The sequence below is a fragment of the Spirochaetaceae bacterium genome (assembly GCA_009784515.1).
In the GTDB taxonomy this organism is placed as follows: domain Bacteria; phylum Spirochaetota; class Spirochaetia; order WRBN01; family WRBN01; genus WRBN01.
In genome coordinates, this window is the sequence record WRBN01000009.1 from 12,077 (window position 1) to 34,855 (window position 22,779).

Genomic DNA, 22,779 nt, shown 5'->3' on the forward strand with positions numbered 1-22,779 from the left:
ATAGAGCTTTTTTGCCTAATAGGCAATCCTTTTATCAATTAAAGCCGCCAGCAAATCGCCTATGATACTGGCCAATAACAAAACACCGGCGAAAATGGCAGCTAAAAAAAGTACCAGCGCACTATCGCGGCCAATAACGGCCTCGTAAAACAACCGGCCTAAGCCCGGCAAACCAAAGATAGTTTCCAGCACCAAACTGCCGCTGAGTAAACTGGGCAAATTAAGCATAAACAGCTGGATAAAAGCCGCACTAAGCGGGGCTAAACTATGGATAAATATGGCTGTAGTGCCGCCGCCTTTAAAATGAACCATTTCGCTATAAGGCTGCCTAAAAACGGTAATATAATGTTCCTTTAGATAGCGGCTAAATAAACTTAAGTACCTTATAAATATAATAAAAGCCGGTAAAATAAGGCTGGGCCAAATACTTTGGTTAAAAGCCGCCGCTACGCTGTAAAGAGGAAAGAGCGGCCATCTAAAAACGAACAAATATTGTAAAGCTAAAGCTAATATCATTACCGGGATACCGGCAATAAGCAGCATTAATAAACTTAACACCTTTTGCTGGGGCTTGTTTAAATTATAGCCTTGATAAGCCGCTAAGAAAATGGCCAATAAAAACGCCAAGAAGAACGGCAAACTTTGTAAGACCAAAGAAAGCCTTAAAAACGGCCCGATAATGGCGCTAATAGGCTGATGATAAAGATAACTAAAGCCAAAGTTACCGCTTAACAAAGCCGTTAGCCAGCTTAAGTAACTTTGTCCAAAAGAGCGGTTTAGTCCAAGTAAATTACGGCTGTCTTCGTCATAAAAAGCCGTTAAAGCATCGCCCGGCATAAGCCACATTAAATAAAAAATGATTAAAGAGATAGCAATCAGCATTAAAAAAGCCACTATTAACCTATTAACAATATATTGAACCACCTAGTCAGTTTAATATTTAATGGCCTTTTTTACAAGGCTGCTTAATAGCTTTTATATCAACAAATTTTAATATTTAAATTTTGTAAAATGACAACATAGAGAAACACGTTAGAAAAAATAGTGTAAAATATAGCTTTAATTTTTGGGGAAGGAGGAGAGATATGCAAAAAATTTCTCTAATAAGCAAAGAAGAATTTTCTACCAGTAATTGGGGTGGGGGGTGTACCACCCAACTTTTTTTATATCCGGCAGAGGCAAGTTATGCTAAGCGTAACTTTCAACTTCGCCTTTCTACCGCAACGGTTAACCAAAGCCCCTCAACTTTTACCAGCTTACCCGGCTACCGGCGTATTTTAATGCCGTTAAATGCGCCCTTGAAGTTAGCCTTTACCGGACAAGGCGAAGCAGAACTTAACCCTTTTGAGGTCGCCAAGTTTGCCGGCGAGTGGCTAACAGTTTCTTACGGCCGGTGTACAGATATTGGCCTTATGTTAGCTGACGGCTGGGACGGTAAAATGCAGGCTGTGAGTAAGAGCGGCCAATATCAATTTACAGCTGGGTTTACTGCTTTGTATGCCTTAAATGACGAAGTAAAAGCCTTTGTGCTGGGTCAAAAATACATTCTTGAGCAAGGCGACCTCCTTTTACTAGAAATAGATAGTTTAGACAACTTTAAGCTTATTATGCCAAAGGAAAACTCTGTTATACTCGTTCAGATGTTTAAGAAATAACGGCAAAAGGGTAACTATCCAGCATAGGTACTAAAATATGAAATATAGAAAATTTTAGCATAAAAAAAGATATTCAAAAAAAACAAGCTTGACTAATCTAAGGATTCATGCTAAAAAATATGGCGCTTAAGCATTATAAGTATAATGGTATTAAATGTGTCCTTTTTAATAAGGGATTATTTGCTAACAAAAGGAATAAATATATTATGGGTATATATAGTTTAAGGTGGAAATTCTTCTTTTTATTTTTGGCGCTAGGCTCGCTAGTTTTTGCTATTGCCGCCTTGCCGCTGTTTTTTCAGTATCAACGCTTTGTTAGCGATAGTTATGAAAGCACCTTAACCAATGTGCTTTCATTGGTGTACGATTTACACCCTATTAACAGCCAAATGGTTAGCCACCTTGAAACCGAAGGTATAGATGACGCCTTTCATAGCGAGCTTATTAAAAGCCTAACCGCTATAGCCGATAACTTTGGGCTAGCTTTTATTTACTTGGTACAGCAACAAGGCAGCCACTATTCTTTTTTAACCTCTACTTACATGGCCTATGTGGGCTATGAATGGGAAAAAACGCCGCCCGAAATTTCGGCTGCCTTTATTACGGGCCAGCCCGTTACCACCGATATGTTTACCGACGAATTTGGCACCTTTGTGGCGGGCTTTTTACCCGTTATAGAAAATGGCCGCGTTATTGCCGTTTGGGCCGCCGACTACGATATGACCTATATTAACATTTCACGCGAAAATACGCTGTTTACTCTCTTTGGCGTGCTGGGTATTTCGGTGGTTATTGCCCTTATCTTTGCCATTTTTTTTACCCGCTATCAGCTGGTGTTGCCCATTCGTAAAATTAACCAAGAGGCCGATTTATTAGCCAAAATGGATTTTAGAGAGCCCATTAAACGCACAGGCCGCGATGAAATAGGCGATATTGCTTCAACCCTTAACGTTATGCAAGAGCAATTAGTTGAGGCCATCACTAAGGTGCAAAGTAGCACCTTAACTATTACCGATGGCATAACTAATATTTATGGCTCTATCGAGCACATCTCGCAAAGCAGCAGTACACAAGCCGCTAGTAGTAAAGAGATAAGTGAAAACATTAAAGAAATGGTAAACACCATCGAAAACAACACCGAAAATGCCGGCAAAACCGAACACATTGCGCAACAGGCCAGCGCCAATGCCCTACAAGGGGGTAAGGCAGTAAACCAAACCGTAACGGCTATGAAAAGTATTGCCGAAAAAATTATTGTTATTGAAGAAATTGCCAGCCAAACCAATTTATTGGCTCTTAACGCCGCCATTGAGGCCGCGCGGGCGGGGGATGCTGGGCGTGGCTTTGCCGTCGTAGCTGGTGAGGTACGTAAACTAGCCGAGCGCAGCAGTTTAAGCGCTACCGAGATAGCTGCATTAAGCAAAGAAAGCTTACTCATTGCCGAAAACACCGGTACGCTTATTAACGAAATTGTGCCGCAAATTCAACAAACGGCTAAGCTTATTCAGGAAATTGCCGTAGCTAGCCGTGGGCAACGGGCAGGCATAACCCAAATAGAGCAAGCCATGCACCAGCTAGATAGCTCTACCCATAACAACACCGCCAGCACCGAAGAGTTAGTTAAAGCCATTACTATTCTTAGTAGTTCGGCCACTGTTTTAAGGGAAACGGTTTTGCATTTTAAAGTAAGGAGTAAAGATAAATTTATTAGTAAAAACTGATAATAAAATTAAGCATAGCTATTCCTTTGGTATTAAAGTTTCTTCAGCTTTTAATTTTACTTTTTTATACCATGCCTGCAAGGCCTTTACTAAAAAAGCCAAAACAATAACACGCAGCGTTATAGTACTAATAACGGGGTTTCCCGTGGTTAAAAACCCCACCAAGCTATTGGCAAACTCTATTATAAATGTTACAATACCGGTAATATGAAAAAATTAGGTATCTTAGCCATCTTTATAAGTTTATTATTTACCTCTTGCCTTAGAGGTAATGGTATTATTATTGCCGAAGAGCGTGCTGTTACCGCTTTCGAGGCTATTCGTATTAACGGTAGTAGCCGGGTGCAGTTTCACCATAGCCCAAATTATCGAGTGGTGGTTAAGGCCGATTCTAACCTTATCGATAATGTCGAAACCATTATAAGGGGCAATACCTTAGAGATAGGCACTAAAAGTGGTTTATATTGGTTTACCGAACTGCTTATAGAGGTTTATGCTCCAACTTTAAGCGGTGTTACCATTTCGGGTTCAGGACGTTTTAACAGCGATGATACCATACAGGCTAATAACTTTACAGCTACTATCTCCGGCTCCGGCCGTATGGCTGTTTTAAGTAATAGCTCTAATATTAACATTACTATCTCGGGCTCAGGCCGTTTGAACGGCAATTTTACCGGTGAAAACCTTACGGCAGCCATCTCCGGCTCCGGTCGTATGACCATTTTAGGTAATAGCCACAATGCCAACATTACTATTTCGGGCTCAGGACGCTTTAGTGGTGAAAGCTTTACCATAAATAACTCCGTTATTACTCTGCGCGGCAGCGGGCGGGCGGCGGTTTATGTTGCCAATAGCTTAAATGCCACCGTAAGCGGCAGTGGCCGGATAGAATATAGCGGCAACCCGCCAAGCGTAACTACTAACATTAGCGGCAGCGGTAGGGTAACGGCCGCCAGCCACTAAAGTTTAGAATTATAAACTTAAAACATTTTCCCAAATAGTTTTATTTACCGGAATACCTAGTTGGCTATTTTGGCGGTAAAGCTCTTTTTGCCGTTCGCTGGGGTATAATACCGGGCTAGTGGCGTTCATAGGTAACGAAGCTTTAATATCGGCAATAACACGGCTAACTAACTGGTCATTGGCGGCTTTATCATTAACTTTTATAGCAATAAATATTTGACTAAGATTATATTCATCGGTAGGGGTATTACCTTGCCGACCAATATCGCAAACGGCAAGGCCGCCGGCTAAGGTAGCGGCTAGTAAATCGAGTAAGATAGAAAAACCAGAGCCTTTCCAAAAGCCCATTGGTAATAAGCGTTTAGTCTCTTCTATAGCGGCCGGATTAGTCGATAAATTGTTATGGCTATCGTAGCCGCCGGCTACCGGTAGCTCCTTGCCCTCTAACCGGGCGCGTTCGAGGGCTCCATAAGAAAATTGCGACATCGCACTATCTATCATTACATAATCATCTTTATAGGGCAGGCACAATACTAAGGGGTTATTACCTAGCCTTCTATCGGTTGCCCCCCAAGCAGGCATATTAGGCATAGTATTACTAAAACAAAGGCCAATATAGCCGGCTTTGGCCGCCTGCACTCCGAAGGCTCCGCCGCGCTGCCAATGGTTGGTGTTACGCAGAGCTACCGTACCTACGCCATAATTTTCGGCCAAATTAATGGCCCTATTCATCGTAAAAATAGCATTGGTATTGCCCATACCCAGATTACCGTCCCATCTCTCTAGGGCGGCAAAAGCCTCTAGGCAAGTTGGCCGGTTGTTAGGTTTAATATGGCCATTTTTTAACATAGCAATAACACGCGGAAAACGATTTAACCCGTGCGAATAAACACCGCTTAAGCTATTTTCGGCTAAATTATGGGCACATTCTTTAGCAATATCTTCGTTTACACCATACTTTAGTAAGCATGTTTGCATTACAGTAAGCATTTCGTTAAAGCTTACACGCATAAAAATTTTACCTTTTTTATTTAATTTTGGCTTTTATAGCTTTGCCGCCAGCAGTTAAATCTTTTACAAAAAAAAGCTCGGCAAATCCTTCTTCTTTATTTTCGTATTGACCCACCAATTTATAACCCAGCTTTTGATAAAATTTAGGCCCTTGCCAGTTAAAGGTATCTAACCTAATAGTCCCAACCCCGCGTTTATGGGCTTCGTCCTCTAAGGCCAATAGGAGCTTTTTACCCAGCCCTTTATTACGGTATTCGGCAGCGACAAAATGAGTATCTACATATAATATTTTATATTCGGTTATCCGGCCGCTAATACCGGCTACCAGCTTGCCATCAACTTTTATACCTATATCTATATCATCGATAGCTTTATAACCTTTAAAATTAAAGTCATATTTTTCGAGCAATTCTTCTAAGTGCTCAATTTCATCGTGGGTTAAATTGGTTATTTCAAAGTGCATCGCTATCTCCTTAATTTTACATCGTGTAACCTTATTATATAAAATAGCGGCAAAAAAGGCAATGTAACCTTAGCTTTAATTGACCTCTTTACGGATTGGCAGCCATAATTAATAAACTTTTTTGTTTAATAATTTTTACCCCAAAACCTTGCGCTAAAACCGGATATTGTTTAGTTAAGTTAAGCTGTAAAAATTTTTCGGGCAGCCTAAAAGCCGGTGATACTTTACCTTTCATTAATTTATTAAAAAGGGTATAAAGTAACTGCCGCTGTACCACCTGCGGATATTGGTTAAATTTACTTAAGGGCAAGGCAAAACTATTTTCACTAACAATTAAATGGCTTAACGCCTCATCTACTAAGTAGTTAAGCATAGTTTCGCCCTCATCGGCGCGTTTAGCCAAGTTAAGCAAAGCGGTATTAAAGTTTGAATCTAATTGATTAAAACTGGGCAAGGTTTGTCTTAGCCGGTTGCGTTTATATTTAGTATCGTTATTAGTACTATCGTTATGCCAAACAATTTGTTTTTTAACTAAATAATCTTCTAGTTCATGCTTATAAACAGATAGTAACGGTCTGATGATTATCCCGCGCTGAACAGGGATACCCTTTAACCCCATTAATCCCGCTTTGCTGCTAAACCTAAGATAAACCGTTTCTAGTTGGTCATTTGCCGTATGGGCAGTGGTTATATTCGCCCCGTTATAATTAGCGGCTACTTCTTCTAAAAAGCTATAACGAGCATTACGAGCCGTTGCCTCTACGTTTTTTACTATCGTTAATTTAGCCTGCTCCACATATAATTTTAGGTTATAACGATTAGCCAAACTTTTAATTACCTCAAGGTCGGCAGTTGTTTCAGCCGCCGGCCGCAGACCATGATTAAAATGAGCTAAAACTACTTCCTTTTGATGTAGCTGTTTAGTCTCGGCCAGTAGGGCGGCTAAAGCCATACTATCGCTGCCGCCGGAGCAAGCAACAATGATGGTATCTTTTAAAGAAAAACTCTTGAGAGCCTGTATAAACTTTTGAGTTATGGTCATTTATTTTGTTAGCTTACCCATAAAGAAAAAAAGTGCTAAACACCATACAAAGTATAAAGCCATTTTTAATTTTTTTATTAACCTGCATTTATTTTAGCTTGTACCTCTGCAAAGTTAGTGCCATTAAGCTGGGCTAAAAAATGAGCGGCACCGGCGCAACCGGCTAAAAAAATTTCTTCTTCTACTGGTGGAAAGCGGCCTAACACATAATCTACCACTGTAAAGGGTGGCTGCGGCCGGCCAATACCTACATAAAGCCGGGCAAAGTTAGCTGTTCCCACTCTTTCAATAATATTTTGCAGTCCCTTTTGACCGGCACTACCGCCGCCTTGTTTTAACCTTAAACGACCGAGCGGTAAATCGAGGTTATCACAAATAACTACTAAATTTTCGGTATCTAACCCGGTCTTTTTTTTAATGTCATTCAAGATGTTACCGGATAAATTCATATAAGTTAAAGGTTTAACGCAATAAAAAACTGCACCGTTTACTAAATGTTTGGTGTAACTATAGTTAGATGCCGTTTTGTGCTTAATAACTTCGTGGCTAGCCGCAAAGTTATCTAACACACAAAAACCGGCGTTATGCCGTGTTAGGTGGTAAGCAGGGCCTGGGTTACCAAGCCCCATTAACAAAAAAGCTGCCATAAGCCGGTTAGTCTATTAAGCTACTTTGGCTATTACGCTATCGCCTTTAGTTACAAACTTGGCATTTTCGCCGGCTTTAACATCGGCTACCGTAATACTATCACCCACTTTAAGCGAGCTAACATTAACCTCTATCACACTTGGGATAAAACGCTCAATAGCTTCCACCTCAAGCTCAGCCAAAAGGTTTTGCAGGCTGCCGCCTTCGCGTAAACCAACCGGTGTGCCAACTAATTTAACGGTTACTTTACGTTTAACACTGGCGGTACGAACAAACTCGTAAAAATCGATGTGCAAAATTTTATCACGCACAATATCGTGCTGAAAATCTTGTACTAAAATTTCCATTTTTTTACCGGCTAACTCTAGCGGTACAATGGTTTTGGGCGAAATGTGCCTAAATTTTAAGTTAAAGTCGCCTTCATCAACACTTACATGTTTTACAGTGCCTTGTCCATAAATTACAGCCGGAATTTTTCCGCTATTACGCAGGCGGTTCATGGCATTTTTGCCAAAATCGGTACGTTCTTCGGCTTTTAATAGCAATTTATCCATTATATTTAATAACTCCTCAAATTATTAGCAAACAATTTGTTTATATTAGCCTATTTAAACTTTTTTGGCAAGAGGCGATACTGCCGCTTTTATATAAGTTTTTTGGACTGCAAAATAAGCTTAGTTGTAAAATTATTGTAATTGATATATTCATAAAGCTTAATCTTATGCTATAATGATAAAGTATTATGCTAACTTACTTAAAGGAGGAAGTTATGTTTAAAAAACTTAAAGCTATCGCTGCCGTAACGGCCGTTAGCTTAGCCATTGCTAGCTGCAATAACGATGGCCCTAGGGATATTACCCGCAATGTTAATTGGAACTCGATAGCCTTTGGGCAATCGGTCGACCTTACCTTCGACCTTGGGGCCAACGCTCCCGGTCAGGCCCAAATGGGTGTCAACTACGTTTGGCACAACCCGGTCTTTGTGCAAAGAGCCAGTGCGCCGGGTAACGGCACGGCAACAGGTAACACCGCCAACGATAACCGCGCCGGTTTTGTTCCTAGCGCCGAAGAACGAGCCACCGCTATGCGTAACGGCAGCCCTGTACGGCTTAGAGCAGACGACCAATTTATCATCGAAAGCAGGGGCGGTAAAATTGCCGCCGGACAAGACGGCCTTACCTTTTTGTACACCGAGCTAGATGCCCGCTTTAATTACCGTATGCGCGGTACCGTTTCGTTATTACACGTGGGTAACTTTGGCCGCGATACCTTAATGGCCGAAAACGGACAAGTTGCTGCCGGTTTAATGGTACGCGATACCTTAGGGCCGCCACGAACCGACCCTATCGACCCCTCTACCGAAGAAACTGTGGCTATCTCTAACTTTACCGCTTTGGGTGTTTTTGGCCGCACCAATGCCGGCCCTACCTTCTACGGCGCTTTTGGCCGCGATGGTACGATGTTAAATAACGCCATTGGCGCTGCCGTTAGTGTGGTAGAAACTACCAACTTTAGCAGCCGTGCCGAACTTAGCACTCGCTTTATTTACGAAATTGAACGCACCGATGAAGGTTTTTTTACCACTGTTTTCTCTGAAGACGGGCTTGATATTATTTCGCCACGTATGCATGTGGCCGACCAAAATATCGCTACCCGTATCGATGGCTCTACAATGTTTTGGGGCTTTTTTGCTGCTCGCGGCGCCCGTATCTTGGTAGAAGATATTCATCTTGAAAGAACCGGCCGCTTTAACGGCGAGGTTACCGCTAACCCTCATCAAGGGTACCGCTGGCCGGCACCTGCCGTAGTTAATAGCTCGGTTAGCGGTGAAACCGGCTTAAGCGCTTATACCTTAACCCTATTGCCTAATTACGCCGGTACTATCACTATTAGCCATAATGGTGCAGAGATAGCCAATAATGTAACAACAACCGCTTATGTTGATGTACGCCGTGATGTAACCTTAACCGCCGGTGCTAACGAATTTACTTGGCGTTATACCCCTACCGCGGCTAATGCCCCAAACCGCGATGTAGTAACGGGCAGTTTTACCATTAACCATAACCCAAATAAAGTTTCGGCTTCGTGGCCGGTTATCTGGGCAGGCCGGTCGGCTAGCGGTAATGGGTCGGGTAGCTCGGCAGCTAACCTAATGACGATTGAAAATGCCTTAACTGTAGTTGAGCGCGGCCAAACCATCTATGTTGTGGCCGGCAATTATACCGATTACGATTTAATCATACGCGGTATACGCGGGGCCATTACACAGGCCGCCGTTACTCCGCAAAGGTTAAATAACCCGCTTAATGCCCTTACCGCCGACCCTAGCGATAGCTTGGCACGCATAATGCCGGCACCCGGTGTACCCGTTAACCAGATAAAATTTAGGCGTATTGCTATTGAACCGGGTGCAAGTTACTGGCATGTGATGGGCTTTAGTGCCGGTGGCGCCGATATGGATAACCGCTTAGGCCCTAACAATGTTGTGCCTGTAGAGATACGCGATTCTGCCACTACCCACTCCGATTTTAACGTGCTTGAAAGAATTATCGCCGAATTTTACGTAGGCAATGCCGGCTTTCAGGTTAATGGTACCGGAGCCGGTGTGCCGCAAGGTACTTGGCAACGTGGTAACCTATTGCTTAACACCACTGCTCGTTACGGCCTAAGAGGCGGCGACTTTAACCAAGTTGACGGCTATAAACTACAACGTGTAGGGCCCGGTAATGTGCTGCGTGGTACGGTAGCCCACAACAACGAAGACGATGGCTACGATTTATTTACCAACGTATCGACAGGGCCAAGTGCGCCTATCCTTTTTGATGGAGCGGTGGCCTTTGCCAATGGTTCTAACGGTTTTAAATTTGGCGGTGAGGCGCAAGCCAGCGACCACATTTTAATTAACAGCATAGCCTTTGACAACATTATGGCCAACTTTTCCGATAATTTTAACCCCGGCGACATTCGTGTGATTAACGCCACCGCTTTAGATGCCGTTGACCAAAACTTCTTCTTAAGGGTAGACCCTAACGCCGAAGTACGCAACGAAATTATTAATTCGGTTTCGGTACGCACCGCCCGTACAACGGGAGTAACCGGTTGGGTACGCAACGACTCTATCTCGGGCACCGTTACCAACACCGCCCTTAATGTGAATGGCGTTACCAACTTTAATGGCACTACCATTACGGAGGCCGATTTCGTCTCGGTAAGCAGACCGCTCTTTATTAGGCCGGGCGCCGAAGGCGCCGGTATGCTTAGAGGTACCAGTAAAGATGCGTTAGTGCGTAATATAGCCGATACCATTAACTTTATCCAACGCGATGGGAATGGCGATATTTTATGGGGCGATTTTTTACGGCCCAGAGCCGGCAGTATTGTGGATACCACCGGTTTAGGTGCGCTTAGGCCTTTTGCTAACCACAGTGTAAGCTTTAACGCTAATGGCGGCAGCGGGACAGCAGCAGCTGTAACTACAGGCGCCAGCGCCGATTACATTGTGCTGCCGCAAAACAGCTTTACCCCACCGGCCGGTCAAAGTTTTGCCGGTTGGCGCGTGGAAAATGCCCGCAACCTACTAGCCCCCGGTGATAGGATACTTGTTAATAATAATTTAACCGTTTATGCCCAATGGCAATAAATAAAAATTATAAAGCGCCTTTATCTTTAAGTATAAAGGTGCTTAAATTATAGGTAACCTGCTAAATCCCCTTCGTTAACGAAGGGGATTTAATTATCCGGCTGTTTATAGCCTATCGGCGGGGTTAATTATGGTATCTATACAGTTATCAATAATATTATAAAAAGTTTTATGTTCGTTTAAATCAAACTCGATACTCAGTAAATCTTCGCCTATAAAATAAAAGTCGGTAAAACCAAGCTGTTTAAAAAAATAATGAAGGAGTTTCCGTAGTTTTTCGTACTTAGTAACTTCGTATACCTGTTGAGTGGTTAGCATAACAAGGATTTTACCACTGGGTAAGCTAGATATTTGGCCTAAACCTAAAGCGGTGCTCATAAAAAATTGCTTACATCTATCCGTAAAGGCTTTTAATTGGCTAGGCAAGTTGCCAAAATAAATAGGAGTAGCCATAAATAAAATATCGGCCTTACGCAGGCTAGCAAAAACCTCTATTAAATCGTCTGTCTCTTTGCAAACACCTAGTTCTTCTTCTGTTTGGCAAAGATAGCAAGCTTTACAGCCCCCATATTGCATATCACCCAAAGTAAATGTGTCAATATTACATTGAACCGTACTTTTTTCGGCAATTCTATTTAAAAAATATTTACCAAAAGCTTTACTGGCCGAGTTTTGGCGCGGGCTGGCAAAAATAGCAGTAATATTCATATATCTATACCTTTTTAAACACTTTAGTCAGATTAAGAGTATTATAACATTTGCCGGTAAAAAAATCAACCAAAAATTAAGTTAATAGCAGCTAAGATTATATAACACAACGAACACATAATTTACTTATTTGTAATTAGCTTTAATATCGTTAAATAAACGTAAAAAAACAAGCCCTTTTGTGTTTTGCATAAAAAAGCAATTAAGTATTTTTATGCTGTAGTACTATAAATTTTTAGCGCTTAAAAGGTGCGGCCACTTTAGCTACACAATCATCGATAGTATCGTAAAAGTCTTTACAGTCATTTAAATCAAATTCGATACCCAGTAAACCTTTACCTATAGTATAAAAATTGGTAAACCCAAATTGTTTAAATTGGTAGTGCAAGCTATTGCGTAAATCGCGATAATAATGAACATCTTCTTGTTGCTGTGTAGTTAGTAGAATAGCAGTTTTACCGCCGGGTAATCTTGTTTTTGTTAAAGAATTATCTATAGAAAGCTGCTTAAGGCGGTTTGTAAAAGCTAATAATTGGCTGGGCGTTCGCCCAAAATAAATGGGGGTAGCTATAAATAAAATATCGGCTTGGTGTAAACTTTCAAAAACCTCCGTTAAGTCATCGGTTAAAACGCAGGCAGTGGCTTTAGTTTGACAAAGATAGCAGCCCTTGCAGCCCGAATATTGCATACCGCGTAAAATAAATTTGTTAATATTACAGCCGGCTTTATCTTCTTCGGTGAGCTTATTTAAAAAATATTCGGCAAAGGCGCTGCTGGCCGAGTTACGGCGAGGGCTTGCCAGTATTGCTATAACATTCATATATTTATAACCCCTCCTTAAATATTTCAATCAAAACAATAGTATTATAACACTGAACCATGGGGAAGTCAAGAAAAAGTTAAGCTAAAATTTATAATGACTTAAGTAAAACAAAACCCTTATTAATAAGGGGATTTTAAATAAAACTTGGTCAAGGTTAAGGCTTAAAGGGCTCGGCCACTTTAGCTACACAAGCATCGATAGTATCATAAAAGTGTTTATGGTCGTTTAAATCAAACTCGATACTCAGTAAATCTTCGCTGATAGCATAAAAATTGGTAAAACCAAATTGTTTAAAGTAAAAATGAAAGCTATTATGCAGGTCGCGATAGCGATGAATACCGGCTTGCTCTTGCGTGGTTAGTAAAACCAGTGTTTTACCTTTGGTCAGCTTAGATTTTTCGTTAGAAATTAAAAAGTTGCTCACATAAAACTGGTTGCACCTATCTACAAAAGCTGCCAGCTGGCTAGGGTCGCGCCCAAAATAAATAGGGGTAGCAATAAGTAAAATATCGGTTTTGTATAGGCTTTGAAAAACTTCGGTTAAATCGTCATCTAAAACACAGTTGTCTTGTTTAGTTTGGCAAAAATAGCAGCCCTTGCAGCCCGAATATTGCATACCGCGTAAAATAAATTTGTTAATATGACAGCCGGCTTTGTTTTTTTCGGCAAGTTTACTTAAAAAATATTCGCCAAAGGCACTGCTGGCCGAATGGCGACGGGGACTTGCTAAGATGGCTGTAACATTCATGCATTTTTTCCTTATAATTATACTTAGTATTATAACAACATATCTTATTAGATAAGAAAGCTATTTTGTAATTTTATCATTACAAGCGGCAGCAAAATAATTTGCTAAATAAAAAAGAGTTGCTTTACTCTTGCAATAATAAAAACGGCCCTAGTTACAAAACAACTATATTATAACCTGCCTTTTGTAAAAAAGCAACTGCTAAAAAGTGAATTTAATTACTAAACCTATTTATAATAACCGCAGCACTTAATTGTCTTAAGTAGTAACAAACTACGCAAAAATTTTTAGTTTTTTTGTACTTTTTTTAAATAGTTACCATCTGTTTATAGTACATCGGTTTGTTAATAAAAAACTTGAGCATAATTTGTTATTAATCTGTTTTATGGCTATTAGCACAGCTAAAAACTACTTGTTTTAATAAAATTGGTATGCTATAGTTATGGTACAAAAGGAAACTTTTTAACTTAATTACCTATAGGTAGTGTATATGCGTTGCCCCGCTTGTTTTATAGATAACGACCGTGTTATGGATTCGCGCAGTAATAATGAAGGCGATTTTATTCGCCGCCGGCGCGAGTGTTTGCAATGCGGCCACCGCTTTACCAGCTACGAAAAAATTGAGCAAAAACCTTTTAAGGTAGTTAAAAAAAATAATAAGCGCGAGCACTTTGATAGCGAAAAGCTACGCAAAGGCCTCGAGCTAGCCTTGCGCAAAAGGCCCATTAGTGCAGACGATATAGATGATATTATCGACTGGGTAACAACCGAAGCCGCCGAGCTGGGGCGAGCAAAGGCCGGCCGGGCTAAAGGCGAAATTGCCAGTACCCAACTGGGTGAGCTGGTATTAAAAAAGCTTTACGAGGTAGACAGAGTGGCCTATGTACGTTTTGCCAGCGTTTATCGTAATTTTGATAATATTGAAGAATTTGTAGCTATTATAAAGGAAATGAATAATTAAAATGCTAGATTGGAAAGTTTTACTAGGTCATAAACAAGAAGACGCAACTTTAACCTACATTACAAAAAGAGCAGGTGAAGTTGAGCCCTATAACAAGCAAAAAATAGTGGTAGCCATTAACAAAGCTATTAAGGCCAGCCGTAAAGAGGCTAACCTCAAACTGGCCGAAGAGCTGGCTTTAAAGGTTGACGCTAAAGTTAAAGAACTACTGGCCGGCCGCCACAGCGGCAGTGTACCGCACCTAGAAGAGATACAAGATTTAGTAGAAGATGTACTTATAGAAGAAAAGCACAAAGATTTAGCCAAAAGCTACATTTTATACCGCAGCCGGCGCAGCGATATTCGTGAGGCTAAGCTAACTTTAGATGTAAGCACACTGGTAGATAGTTACCTAGACCGCAGCGATTGGCGCGTTAACGAAAATGCCAATGTCAATTTTAGTTTGGGCGGCCTTATTTTACACAATGCCGGTACCGTTACCGCTAATTATTGGCTTAAAAATGTTTACCGCCACGAAATAGCGGAGGCTCACCGCAGCTGTGCTATGCATTTGCACGATTTATCTATGTTTAGCCCTTATTGTGCCGGCTGGTCGCTTAGGCAGCTTATCGAAGAAGGATTAGGAGGTGTAGCCGACAAAATTACCAGCAAGCCGGCGGCGCATCTTTCTACTTTAGTTAATCAAATGGTTAATTTTTTGGGTATTATGCAAAATGAATGGGCTGGGGCGCAGGCCTTTAGCAGCTTTGATACCTATCTTGCTCCTTTTATTAGAGCCGATAACCTAAACTATAACGAAGTTAAACAATGCGTGCAAAGTTTTATCTTTGGGGTTAATACGCCAAGCAGGTGGGGCACCCAAGCGCCTTTTACCAACATTACCTTAGATTGGACTTGTCCCGACGATTTAAAAGAACGCAAGGCGATTGTCGCCGGACGTGAGCAGCCTTTTACTTACGGAGACTGTGCTGCCGAGATGGCGCTGGTAAATAAAGCCTTTTTAGAGATAATGCTGGCCGGCGATGCTAATGGGCGCGGCTTTGCTTACCCTATCCCTACCTACAATATTACTAAAGACTTTATTTGGGAGAGCGAAAATGCCAAGCTGCTCTTCGAGATGGCTGGGAAATATGGCACACCATATTTTCAAAACTTTATCAACAGCGACCTTAACCCCGAAGATGTACGCAGTATGTGCTGCCGCTTACGCCTAGATAAACGCGAGCTGCGCAAGCGCGGCGGCGGATTATTTGGCAGCGACGAATTTACCGGCAGTATCGGGGTGGTTACCATCAACCTGCCGCAGCTGGCCTTTTTAGCTGTAAACAAAGAAGATTTTTTTGCTAGGCTCACCCACGTGATGAATTTAGCCGCCGAAAGTTTACAAGCCAAGCGTAAGGTGGTAGCACGGCTCATGGAAGCCGGCCTCTTTCCCTACACTAAGCATTACCTAAAGCACCTAGATAATCACTTTAACACCATTGGTATTTGCGGTATGAACGAGGCGCTGCTTAACTTTAATTTTATTAACGCCGACATTACCCAGCCCGCTGCTCGGGCCTTAGCCCTCGAAATTCTCGATTTTATGCGGGCCAAAATGCAAGATTACCAAGAAGAATATGGCAGCCTTTTTAACCTTGAGGCCAGCCCGGCCGAAAGCACAAGCTACCGTCTTGCCAAGCATGATAAAGAAAACTACCCGGCCATTATCGTTAGCGGCAATAAAGAAAGCCCTTACTATACCAATAGCACCCAGCTACCCGTTATGCAAACCAACGATATTTTTGAGGCGCTAGACCATCAAGACGAGCTGCAAACTAAATATACCGGCGGTACCGTTTTTCATTGCTATTTGGGCGAAGAAATTAAAGATTGGCAAATTACCCGCAAACTGGTACAAAATATTGCCCAAAGCTATCGCTTACCTTATTTTACCTTAAGTCCCGTCTTTAGTGTGTGCGCCCGGCATGGTTATTTAGTTGGCCAGCACTTTAATTGCCCTAAGTGCGAAGAGCAAAACCGGTTGGTTAGCGCCGAAATAACGGCCATAAAAGAAGAGTTAGCTAAACGCAGTGCTTAACGGCACCATTTAATTAAAATATAAAAACCAACAAAAACTGTTGGTAAAAAAGGGAGAGAATTAATGAATTTACAAACTTTATCCACCGGCGAGCTACAAGCTAAACTTAATGAGCTTGAAAGCCAATATGTAGACCCTACGGCAGAGGTATATGCCCGTATTGTTGGTTATTACCGCAGTGTACGCAACTGGAACGTAGGAAAACGTGCCGAATTTAACGAAAGGTTAAACTTTGAGTTAAACAATGGTCAACCAAAGGCTAACCCTGCCGCTGATGACACTAACAATGAACCCTTAAAATGCAGTAACAATTTAAGTGCCGAAGCTGTTAGTTACCAGCTGTTTACCAAAGCCAGCTGCCCTAATTGCCCATCGGTTAAAAGTTTTGTCGAGGCTTTAGCCGTTAACGGCCAGCATTTAAGTGTAGACGAAGAGGCTAACTTTGCCCTAGCTAAAGCCAAAAAAGTATTGGCGGCCCCTACCGTAATTTTTTACGATGTAAACGGTAACGAGCTTTGCCGAGCTAATAATCTTAACGATTTACAAAGTCTTTTTACTAAAGCTGCCTAAGATTTAGGTGGCTTTAGTAAGAAAAAGGAGTAACAAATGCAAACATTCTGGAGAGATGTTTTAAAAATTGGTTTTGATGATATTGACGACCAACACAAGGTATTAGTTGGTTATTTAGATAAAATGGTAGCTGCCAAGGCCAACGATGCCGAAGAAGTTAAAGCGGTTTTAACTGGGCTGGAAGAATATGTAAATTATCATTTTAGTTACGAAGAGGCCAAACTTGCCGCCGCCGGTTTTGTAAAGCTGGAAGAACATAAAAAAGAGCACAAAAACTTTGCCCTTGCTGTACAAGCTAAAGTAAGTGAGTACCAAAACAGTAACTACGACGTGGACGAAATGGTTACCTTTTTAAAGGAATGGCTGGTTAAGCATATTATGGTTAAGGACCGTATTTGGGCTAAGTATTTATTAGAACAAGCTAAGAATTAGAGTTGTTATTGAATAGCCAATTTCGTTTATAATACCCTTTTGTATACTAAGTGCATTTATAAGTGCCGTAATAACTTAGTTGACAAGTTGCCGGATATAGTTTATACTTTTTATTCAAAGCAGCTTAATTATGATTAAAAGGCGCAGTATAACAGTATAAAAGAGGAGTAGTACAATGCAAACACTTTGGAGCGATGTTTTAAATGTTGGTTTTGGTGATATGGACGACCAACACAAGGTGCTAGTAAATTATTTAGACCAACTTGTAAATGAAGGGCAAGAAAGAGGGGCTGAAGCCATTGCCACAATCCTAGCGGGGCTAGGGGCTTATGTAGGATACCATTTTAGCTATGAAGAAAAACAGATGGACGAGTTTAACTATCCGGACAGTGCAAAACATAAAAAAGAGCACGAAAACTTTGGTGTTCAGGTAGCGGCCGCCTTAGAAAAATATAAGGGGGGCGAATTTAGCCTAGACGAACTTATTGCCTTTTTAAAAAATTGGTTGGTTAAGCACATTCTGGTGCGCGACCGTATTTTAGCCACTTATTTGCTTGAGCAAACTAAGGCTTAATTTTTAGTAAAAATGATACAAGCCAGCTTACTTAAAAATAGCTTCTCAGATTACCCATCTTTGTTAAGCTGCGTGCTATTTTTAGCTGGCTGTAATATGCGCTGCCCCTATTGCCATAACAGCCAGCTGGCTTTAAATACCGAAACAAATTTAGAAGAATGGCCGGTTATCTACCAATTTTTAAAGGCTAGGGCCGGGCAGCTGCAAGGGGTAGTCCTTAGCGGCGGCGAGGCCTTACTTAACCCCTATTTACCCGAAATTGCCCATCAAATTAAAGCTTTGGGTTACCGGCTAAAAGCCGATACCAACGGTACCCTGCCTAAACAGCTGCTTACTTTATTACCATACCTAGATTACGTAGCTGTAGATATAAAAACAGCGGAGCATTTGGCTTTAACCGGCTTAAATGATGAGCCTGTTTGGCAAAGCCTTAACTTGCTTAACCAAAGCGAGGTAAGCTTTGAGGTAAGGGCTGTGGTATCGCCCCATTTTTGTGGCGAGGTTCAGCTAACAACGGCGCTTAAACATATTAAGGCCGGCCGGGCTTTAGGGCTGCGGTTATTGCCTTTTAGGCCAATTAATTGCTTAGATGACAGCTTTAATAACTTACCGGCCACTAACGATAGCTACTTAGCCAAACTTAAAACTTTTATTGAAACCGAAGGGGTAAAGGCGCTGGGTTGTTAGTCGCCGGCCTCATCACTGCTAAATAAAATATTATATTCTTCTTCACTAATAACATCGTTACCGGCAGCTTGTTTATCTTTAGCCGTTAAAAGCTCGCGCACCTCTAGGTAAGCTAACTTTTGCCTGCCTGCTATGGCTTTAAAAGTATCAGTTTCACTCAAAAAGCTATGATTAAAGGCGGTATCTTGATATAAAATAAAATTTAAAATATTAACCAAACTAACTTGAGCCCGGCATAACTCAAAGAGGTAGTCGTTAAGTTTAAGTAATTGCCGGCTGTTAGTTAAACGCTGATAAAAAACTGTTAATAAATTATCAAATAAAAATATATCGTGTTTGTATAGTTCGTTAAATAAACTTTCATCAAGGGTTAAATGCAAAGCATCTTCCAGCAGTTTTAAGCGGGCCGTAATAAAAAATAAATTGTCGTCGTAGTTAATATGCTCTTTCATACAGTCTCCTTATTAAGTTTAGCACGATTAAGCTTAAATTGTTAGCCTTTTAGCCAAGAAAAAATAATTACTCCACTACTAAACTAAAGTTTAAGCCTTTAAGTGTTTGTTCATATTAAATAGCTTGACACTATAGTAAAATATAAGGTATTTTAAACGGAGTATGAAAACAAAGATAATACTGCTGCTTTTAATTAATTATAAAATATTAGCGGCCAGCACTATCACCGATATTTGGCGCGATATTTTTATCATTGATATTAATCCGGCTTTGCTGCGCTTAAGCAGCGCTAACTTTACTGAAGAGCCGGCCAGTTTATTTACTATTCAAAATTTTTACAATCAAACTAGATTAATAAAATTAGCGCTTAACATCGATATAATTGGCTTTAATTTTTATGCCGACCTCGATTTTATGCAGCACTTTTATGCTTTTAAAGATAATAGCACCTTCTCTAACCTGCCTTTTGCCAACTATGGTTTTAGTAGTGCGGTTTATAGTAATATCCCCTTACAGGGCTACCTTGCCTATAACAGCGATTTACTCCAGTTATCATTAGGCCGCCGCCGCTGGCATTTGGGAGCCGGCGATTACAACTTGGTGGCCGGCCGCGATGCACCTTATTTTGACGGCCTATGGGCCGGTTTTACGCCGCAGCTGCCTAGCGGACGCTTTCATTTTTATTTTATGGCTGCTATCGACGACCCAATGGCTATCGGCAAATTTTTAGATTGGAACCGGCAGCAAGTTAATGAAGCCGACCGGAACAATAACGAACATTGGTTTAATCTTGCTCAAGAATCACGCTACTTTTTTGTTCATCAAATAGCTTTTAGCCGCGACACTTGGCGGGTTGGCCTAACCGAAAGTTTTATTTGGCAAGGGCAGGCAGCCAATTTTTTTATCGCCAACCCCTTTTTTTTATGGCATAATATTTTTAACCCAGAGGCCGGTAATGTGGCCTTAACTTTAAATTTTGAAAAATTATTTACCGAGCAAAATATTCGCCTTTATGCCGAAGCTTCGATGGACGACCTGCAACTAAGCTGGGAGCCGATTACCAGTCCCCCTAACCAATTAGCTCTTTATGTAGGAGCCGATTGGCAAATTTTTGACAACGGCGAACGTTTTGCCGCTCCACGCTTTAACCCCTTTGAACGGGCGATGGCAATGGAAAACTTTGCCTTTGACGGCGGCCTAATTGTTAGCTTTCAAGCCCTGTGGGCCAGCCGTTATATATGGGGACGCGGCGATGAATCTGCTTTAGGTAAATTTACAATGTTTAAAGATATTCACCTGCGTGGTAATATGTACGGCAGTGAGGCCGGCGGGGTGCTGGAACATTACTTAGGGTTTCCTTATGGCGGTGATAATATTTATTTTAAACTAAGCGGCCAATATCAAAATAACCTCTATCTTTTTAATGGTTCGTTAGGTTTCCTTTTACAGGGCCACGAAGCTGCACGCATTAGCGGCCACTACAGCCACGATGACCCTACGCCGCAAGGCGTTTATGTTTGGGGCGAATATACCGCCCATAATTGGGTTTACAGCGGTGTAGCCAACTTTATGCTGTTATTAAATATGCAGGCTTATTACGCTTTAAGCAACTTTGCTTCGGGTTATATTAGCCTTAACAGCCGCTTAATTTTAAACCGTTTTAGCCACAGCACCGTCTTGCTGGAGATAGGGGCTTTTGTGCGTTTTTAGTGGTTATACAAAATAAGCTTAGTTACCGTAGGTAACTATCCATAAAACTGGTTTTAGCTATTTTAATGATATTCCTTCTTTAACATTTTGTAAGTTTATTAAACCATTCTCATTTTATAGTTAAATTATTTTCTTCTTTGCTTATCTTTTGCTTATTTTAATATTTTAGCTTTACTTTAGGCCTAAGCTATGCTAAACTAAAACTATGAAAAAAATATTAATTTTATTTTTATTACTAATAGCCATAAATGCGCAGGGGCAAGGCTTGCCGGTAGCAGCTAATGCTACGCTGGCCAGTTTATTTCCTGACGCTAGTTTAAGGGAGAGAGTAGCAAGAATATTAGGAGAAGACGCTAACTTAACAGGGCAAGCGCTGAGTGATAGATTGGCTAAAGTTAGGGAACTATATGCTCACTGGGGGCCATTTGCTGGATGGAAAAAAATTAATAATACAAACGGAATAGAGTATTTAATAGGGTTAAGCCGCCTTAATTTATCATCAAATGATTTAATGGATATAAATTTAACAAATTTAATTTATTTGACTGAACTTTACTTAAATGGCAATCAACTAACCCAGATTGATTTAACATCTCTAAAAAGTTTACGAATAGTAGAGTTAGTAGGTAATCGATTAATCCAGCTTGATTTAAGTAACCAGCTGCTTGTTTATTACCTTGACGTAAGCGGCAACCCACTAACTGACCTAGATTTAACCATGCTTGTTAGTTTAAGCTCGCTTAATGTGGGGTATACATTATTAACCAGCCTTGATATAAGTAATAATCCTATATTACATTTATGGGTATGGGATTCCCCTTTGGAGAGGTATGTTGATTTTTCAGAAGGTAGGTCAGAATTCCATTCTCATACTATTAAATTGAGAGAAGGATTAAAGCATACAATTATTGGCCTTAGAGACGACATAAGACTGAATAAGCCTTAAGAAAGATATAGACTAAAGGGATACCCTTTAGTCTATATTGTTATAACTTAATTATTTCTATTTATAATAACCCCTCGCCATTCATTGGTTCTTCTTAACTGTAGTGAGCTAGAATTATAAAGCCTTTCATGCCTATGGGTATATAAAATGTGGTGTGGAATACCTGTATTATCTGCTCTTGTATTACCGCTGCGTATAAGGTAGCTGTAGCTTCTATCATCTTGAGCTGGCCTGCCATCGGAAGCGGGTTCGATGTTTAAGTTACGTACTACATTTGCTGATAGGTTTATGCTATGCGGATTAAAACGATTGTCCATAAAAACCATATTTAATAAGGCTATTCCATTTTGTAAGAATATAGTACCCGTAATATATCCGTTTCGCCTAGCCTCATAGTAAATATCCACAATTTGCGCTGCAGTAAACACAGTTCCTAACTCTTTTTGGGCAATAACTAAATGTGCCATAAATAAGCAGCCTTCGTTCCATATAACACTTCTCCCATTAGCATAAGGTTGTGCCGGCGCTGTAGGGAAAACATTAACAACAGCCCCATGGATAACAACGTTACCTCGCCTTCTTAACTCTTCTTCAATTACCTCATTACCAGTATTAACCTGTATTAAGTAAGGCGCGTGCCATATCACATCGGTTGGATGGTTGTTGGGCCTTGTAATACTCCTCTCTTCTGTTATGGCATTAGGGGCTGGGTCCCAAAAAATGTTTTTTTGCCTATCGGTTAAAGTAAAATGGCTATGCTCCACCGTATTAAGCTTAGCTATATAACCGTACTTTACAAAACGCCCTTGCATAATATCATTAACTTCCGGCGCTACTACGCTACCTGCGGTGCCTAACACCGCTAGAGTGCGTCTTATTACCCAATTATCATCATTAATACGGCAATTAGCAGGACTAATTTTTTCTAAACGTACACCTTCCAA

The 22,779-nt window shown here is 41.0% G+C and carries 23 protein-coding genes; 12 read left to right on the forward strand and 11 right to left on the reverse strand.

The genetic code is table 11. From position 1 onward, the window contains the following. Positions 1–15 precede the first annotated feature (15 nt). A complete protein-coding gene (locus tag FWE37_01975) occupies positions 16–924 on the reverse strand; it encodes an ABC transporter permease (GenBank protein MCL2519761.1) in 909 nt (302 codons plus the stop codon). 161 nt (positions 925–1,085) lie between these two features. Here FWE37_01975 and FWE37_01980 point away from each other — a divergent pair, with 161 nt between their 5' ends. From FWE37_01980 to FWE37_01990, 3 genes are all read left to right on the forward strand, one after another. Next, positions 1,086–1,655: a HutD family protein gene (locus tag FWE37_01980; GenBank protein ID MCL2519762.1), complete on the forward strand. Its 570-nt coding sequence runs from the start codon at positions 1,086–1,088 to the stop codon at positions 1,653–1,655. Between the two features lie 206 nt (positions 1,656–1,861). Further along, positions 1,862–3,376 (forward strand): methyl-accepting chemotaxis protein, encoded by a 1,515-nt coding sequence (locus tag FWE37_01985; GenBank protein ID MCL2519763.1) that lies wholly within the window; start codon positions 1,862–1,864, stop codon positions 3,374–3,376. 207 nt (positions 3,377–3,583) lie between these two features. Then, positions 3,584–4,339, forward strand: a complete 756-nt coding sequence (locus tag FWE37_01990; GenBank protein ID MCL2519764.1) for a DUF2807 domain-containing protein — start codon at positions 3,584–3,586, stop codon at positions 4,337–4,339. A 9-nt stretch (positions 4,340–4,348) separates the two neighbouring features. Here the strand turns inward: FWE37_01990 and yiaK are convergent, their stop codons facing one another. The 5 genes from yiaK to FWE37_02015 form a co-directional block, all read right to left on the reverse strand. After that, positions 4,349–5,350: a 3-dehydro-L-gulonate 2-dehydrogenase gene (gene yiaK, locus FWE37_01995; GenBank protein MCL2519765.1), complete on the reverse strand. Its 1,002-nt coding sequence runs from the start codon at positions 5,348–5,350 to the stop codon at positions 4,349–4,351. Between the two features lie 16 nt (positions 5,351–5,366). Continuing rightward, complete coding sequence (locus FWE37_02000) at positions 5,367–5,813, reverse strand: GNAT family N-acetyltransferase (protein MCL2519766.1); 447 nt, start codon at positions 5,811–5,813, stop codon at positions 5,367–5,369. Between the two features lie 88 nt (positions 5,814–5,901). Then, positions 5,902–6,855, reverse strand: a complete 954-nt coding sequence (tilS, locus tag FWE37_02005) for a tRNA lysidine(34) synthetase TilS (protein ID MCL2519767.1) — start codon at positions 6,853–6,855, stop codon at positions 5,902–5,904. Between the two features lie 77 nt (positions 6,856–6,932). Beyond that, positions 6,933–7,502, reverse strand: coding sequence for an aminoacyl-tRNA hydrolase (gene pth, locus FWE37_02010; GenBank protein ID MCL2519768.1), 570 nt, complete (start codon positions 7,500–7,502; stop codon positions 6,933–6,935). A 15-nt stretch (positions 7,503–7,517) separates the two neighbouring features. Then, the gene (locus FWE37_02015; GenBank protein ID MCL2519769.1) at positions 7,518–8,057 is read right to left on the reverse strand and encodes a 50S ribosomal protein L25; all 540 of its coding nucleotides are present in this window, start codon (positions 8,055–8,057) and stop codon (positions 7,518–7,520) included. A gap of 215 nt (positions 8,058–8,272) precedes the next feature. Here FWE37_02015 and FWE37_02020 point away from each other — a divergent pair, with 215 nt between their 5' ends. After that, complete coding sequence (locus FWE37_02020) at positions 8,273–11,143, forward strand: InlB B-repeat-containing protein (protein ID MCL2519770.1); 2,871 nt, start codon at positions 8,273–8,275, stop codon at positions 11,141–11,143. A gap of 105 nt (positions 11,144–11,248) precedes the next feature. Here FWE37_02020 and FWE37_02025 read toward each other — a convergent pair whose 3' ends face one another. The 3 genes from FWE37_02025 to FWE37_02035 form a co-directional block, all read right to left on the reverse strand. Then, on the reverse strand, positions 11,249–11,851 hold the full coding sequence (locus tag FWE37_02025) for a flavodoxin family protein (GenBank protein ID MCL2519771.1): 603 nt from the start codon (positions 11,849–11,851) through the stop codon (positions 11,249–11,251). 235 nt (positions 11,852–12,086) lie between these two features. Next, the gene (locus tag FWE37_02030; GenBank protein MCL2519772.1) at positions 12,087–12,671 is read right to left on the reverse strand and encodes a flavodoxin family protein; all 585 of its coding nucleotides are present in this window, start codon (positions 12,669–12,671) and stop codon (positions 12,087–12,089) included. A 157-nt stretch (positions 12,672–12,828) separates the two neighbouring features. Further along, positions 12,829–13,422, reverse strand: a complete 594-nt coding sequence (locus FWE37_02035) for a flavodoxin family protein (protein MCL2519773.1) — start codon at positions 13,420–13,422, stop codon at positions 12,829–12,831. 490 nt (positions 13,423–13,912) lie between these two features. On the opposite strand from FWE37_02035, the gene nrdR reads away from it, so the two are divergent. The 6 genes from nrdR to FWE37_02065 all read left to right on the forward strand — a co-directional run bounded on the left by nrdR (position 13,913) and on the right by FWE37_02065 (position 18,726). After that, positions 13,913–14,383 carry a transcriptional regulator NrdR gene (gene nrdR, locus FWE37_02040; protein MCL2519774.1) on the forward strand — a complete coding sequence of 157 codons (471 nt, stop codon included), beginning with the start codon at positions 13,913–13,915 and terminating at the stop codon, positions 14,381–14,383. A gap of 1 nt (position 14,384) precedes the next feature. Further along, complete coding sequence (locus FWE37_02045; protein ID MCL2519775.1) at positions 14,385–16,463, forward strand: ribonucleoside triphosphate reductase; 2,079 nt, start codon at positions 14,385–14,387, stop codon at positions 16,461–16,463. A 63-nt stretch (positions 16,464–16,526) separates the two neighbouring features. Next, positions 16,527–17,033 (forward strand): hypothetical protein, encoded by a 507-nt coding sequence (locus FWE37_02050; GenBank protein ID MCL2519776.1) that lies wholly within the window; start codon positions 16,527–16,529, stop codon positions 17,031–17,033. A gap of 36 nt (positions 17,034–17,069) precedes the next feature. Continuing rightward, positions 17,070–17,465 (forward strand): bacteriohemerythrin, encoded by a 396-nt coding sequence (locus FWE37_02055; protein ID MCL2519777.1) that lies wholly within the window; start codon positions 17,070–17,072, stop codon positions 17,463–17,465. A gap of 175 nt (positions 17,466–17,640) precedes the next feature. After that, the gene (locus tag FWE37_02060; GenBank protein MCL2519778.1) at positions 17,641–18,039 is read left to right on the forward strand and encodes a bacteriohemerythrin; all 399 of its coding nucleotides are present in this window, start codon (positions 17,641–17,643) and stop codon (positions 18,037–18,039) included. Between the two features lie 12 nt (positions 18,040–18,051). Further along, a complete protein-coding gene (locus FWE37_02065; GenBank protein ID MCL2519779.1) occupies positions 18,052–18,726 on the forward strand; it encodes an anaerobic ribonucleoside-triphosphate reductase activating protein in 675 nt (224 codons plus the stop codon). On the opposite strand, the gene FWE37_02070 is transcribed toward FWE37_02065, so the two are convergent. Next, positions 18,723–19,178: a hypothetical protein gene (locus tag FWE37_02070; protein ID MCL2519780.1), complete on the reverse strand. Its 456-nt coding sequence runs from the start codon at positions 19,176–19,178 to the stop codon at positions 18,723–18,725. The two genes, FWE37_02065 and FWE37_02070, sit on opposite strands and share 4 nt — an antisense overlap. 163 nt (positions 19,179–19,341) lie before the next feature. On the opposite strand from FWE37_02070, the gene FWE37_02075 reads away from it, so the two are divergent. Both FWE37_02075 and FWE37_02080 read left to right on the forward strand, forming a co-directional pair. Then, positions 19,342–20,889, forward strand: coding sequence for a hypothetical protein (locus FWE37_02075; GenBank protein MCL2519781.1), 1,548 nt, complete (start codon positions 19,342–19,344; stop codon positions 20,887–20,889). A gap of 205 nt (positions 20,890–21,094) precedes the next feature. Then, positions 21,095–21,835, forward strand: a complete 741-nt coding sequence (locus FWE37_02080) for a hypothetical protein (GenBank protein ID MCL2519782.1) — start codon at positions 21,095–21,097, stop codon at positions 21,833–21,835. A gap of 47 nt (positions 21,836–21,882) precedes the next feature. Here FWE37_02080 and FWE37_02085 read toward each other — a convergent pair. After that, positions 21,883–22,779 (reverse strand): hypothetical protein (locus FWE37_02085; protein MCL2519783.1); only part of this gene is annotated, 897 nt, incomplete at its 5' end.

What these genes read in the sequence shown, in the direction of transcription:
- FWE37_01980 (MCL2519762.1), top strand. Translation starts at nt 1,086, where the DNA reads ATGCAAAAAATTTCTCTAATAAGCAAAGAAGAATTTTCTACCAGTAAT.
- FWE37_02050 (MCL2519776.1), top strand. Translation starts at nt 16,527, where the DNA reads ATGAATTTACAAACTTTATCCACCGGCGAGCTACAAGCTAAACTTAAT.
- FWE37_02060 (MCL2519778.1), top strand. Translation starts at nt 17,641, where the DNA reads ATGCAAACACTTTGGAGCGATGTTTTAAATGTTGGTTTTGGTGATATG.
- FWE37_02015 (MCL2519769.1), bottom strand. Translation starts at nt 8,057, where the DNA reads ATGGATAAATTGCTATTAAAAGCCGAAGAACGTACCGATTTTGGCAAA.
- FWE37_01985 (MCL2519763.1), top strand. Translation starts at nt 1,862, where the DNA reads ATGGGTATATATAGTTTAAGGTGGAAATTCTTCTTTTTATTTTTGGCG.
- FWE37_02075 (MCL2519781.1), top strand. Translation starts at nt 19,342, where the DNA reads ATGAAAACAAAGATAATACTGCTGCTTTTAATTAATTATAAAATATTA.
- nrdR (MCL2519774.1), top strand. Translation starts at nt 13,913, where the DNA reads ATGCGTTGCCCCGCTTGTTTTATAGATAACGACCGTGTTATGGATTCG.
- FWE37_02030 (MCL2519772.1), bottom strand. Translation starts at nt 12,671, where the DNA reads ATGAATGTTATAGCAATACTGGCAAGCCCTCGCCGTAACTCGGCCAGC.
- FWE37_02045 (MCL2519775.1), top strand. Translation starts at nt 14,385, where the DNA reads ATGCTAGATTGGAAAGTTTTACTAGGTCATAAACAAGAAGACGCAACT.
- FWE37_01990 (MCL2519764.1), top strand. Translation starts at nt 3,584, where the DNA reads ATGAAAAAATTAGGTATCTTAGCCATCTTTATAAGTTTATTATTTACC.
- FWE37_02020 (MCL2519770.1), top strand. Translation starts at nt 8,273, where the DNA reads ATGTTTAAAAAACTTAAAGCTATCGCTGCCGTAACGGCCGTTAGCTTA.
- yiaK (MCL2519765.1), bottom strand. Translation starts at nt 5,350, where the DNA reads ATGCGTGTAAGCTTTAACGAAATGCTTACTGTAATGCAAACATGCTTA.
- FWE37_02080 (MCL2519782.1), top strand. Translation starts at nt 21,095, where the DNA reads ATGAAAAAAATATTAATTTTATTTTTATTACTAATAGCCATAAATGCG.
- FWE37_02065 (MCL2519779.1), top strand. Translation starts at nt 18,052, where the DNA reads ATGATACAAGCCAGCTTACTTAAAAATAGCTTCTCAGATTACCCATCT.
- FWE37_02055 (MCL2519777.1), top strand. Translation starts at nt 17,070, where the DNA reads ATGCAAACATTCTGGAGAGATGTTTTAAAAATTGGTTTTGATGATATT.
- FWE37_02070 (MCL2519780.1), bottom strand. Translation starts at nt 19,178, where the DNA reads ATGAAAGAGCATATTAACTACGACGACAATTTATTTTTTATTACGGCC.
- tilS (MCL2519767.1), bottom strand. Translation starts at nt 6,855, where the DNA reads ATGACCATAACTCAAAAGTTTATACAGGCTCTCAAGAGTTTTTCTTTA.
- FWE37_02035 (MCL2519773.1), bottom strand. Translation starts at nt 13,422, where the DNA reads ATGAATGTTACAGCCATCTTAGCAAGTCCCCGTCGCCATTCGGCCAGC.
- FWE37_02000 (MCL2519766.1), bottom strand. Translation starts at nt 5,813, where the DNA reads ATGCACTTTGAAATAACCAATTTAACCCACGATGAAATTGAGCACTTA.
- pth (MCL2519768.1), bottom strand. Translation starts at nt 7,502, where the DNA reads ATGGCAGCTTTTTTGTTAATGGGGCTTGGTAACCCAGGCCCTGCTTAC.
- FWE37_02025 (MCL2519771.1), bottom strand. Translation starts at nt 11,851, where the DNA reads ATGAATATTACTGCTATTTTTGCCAGCCCGCGCCAAAACTCGGCCAGT.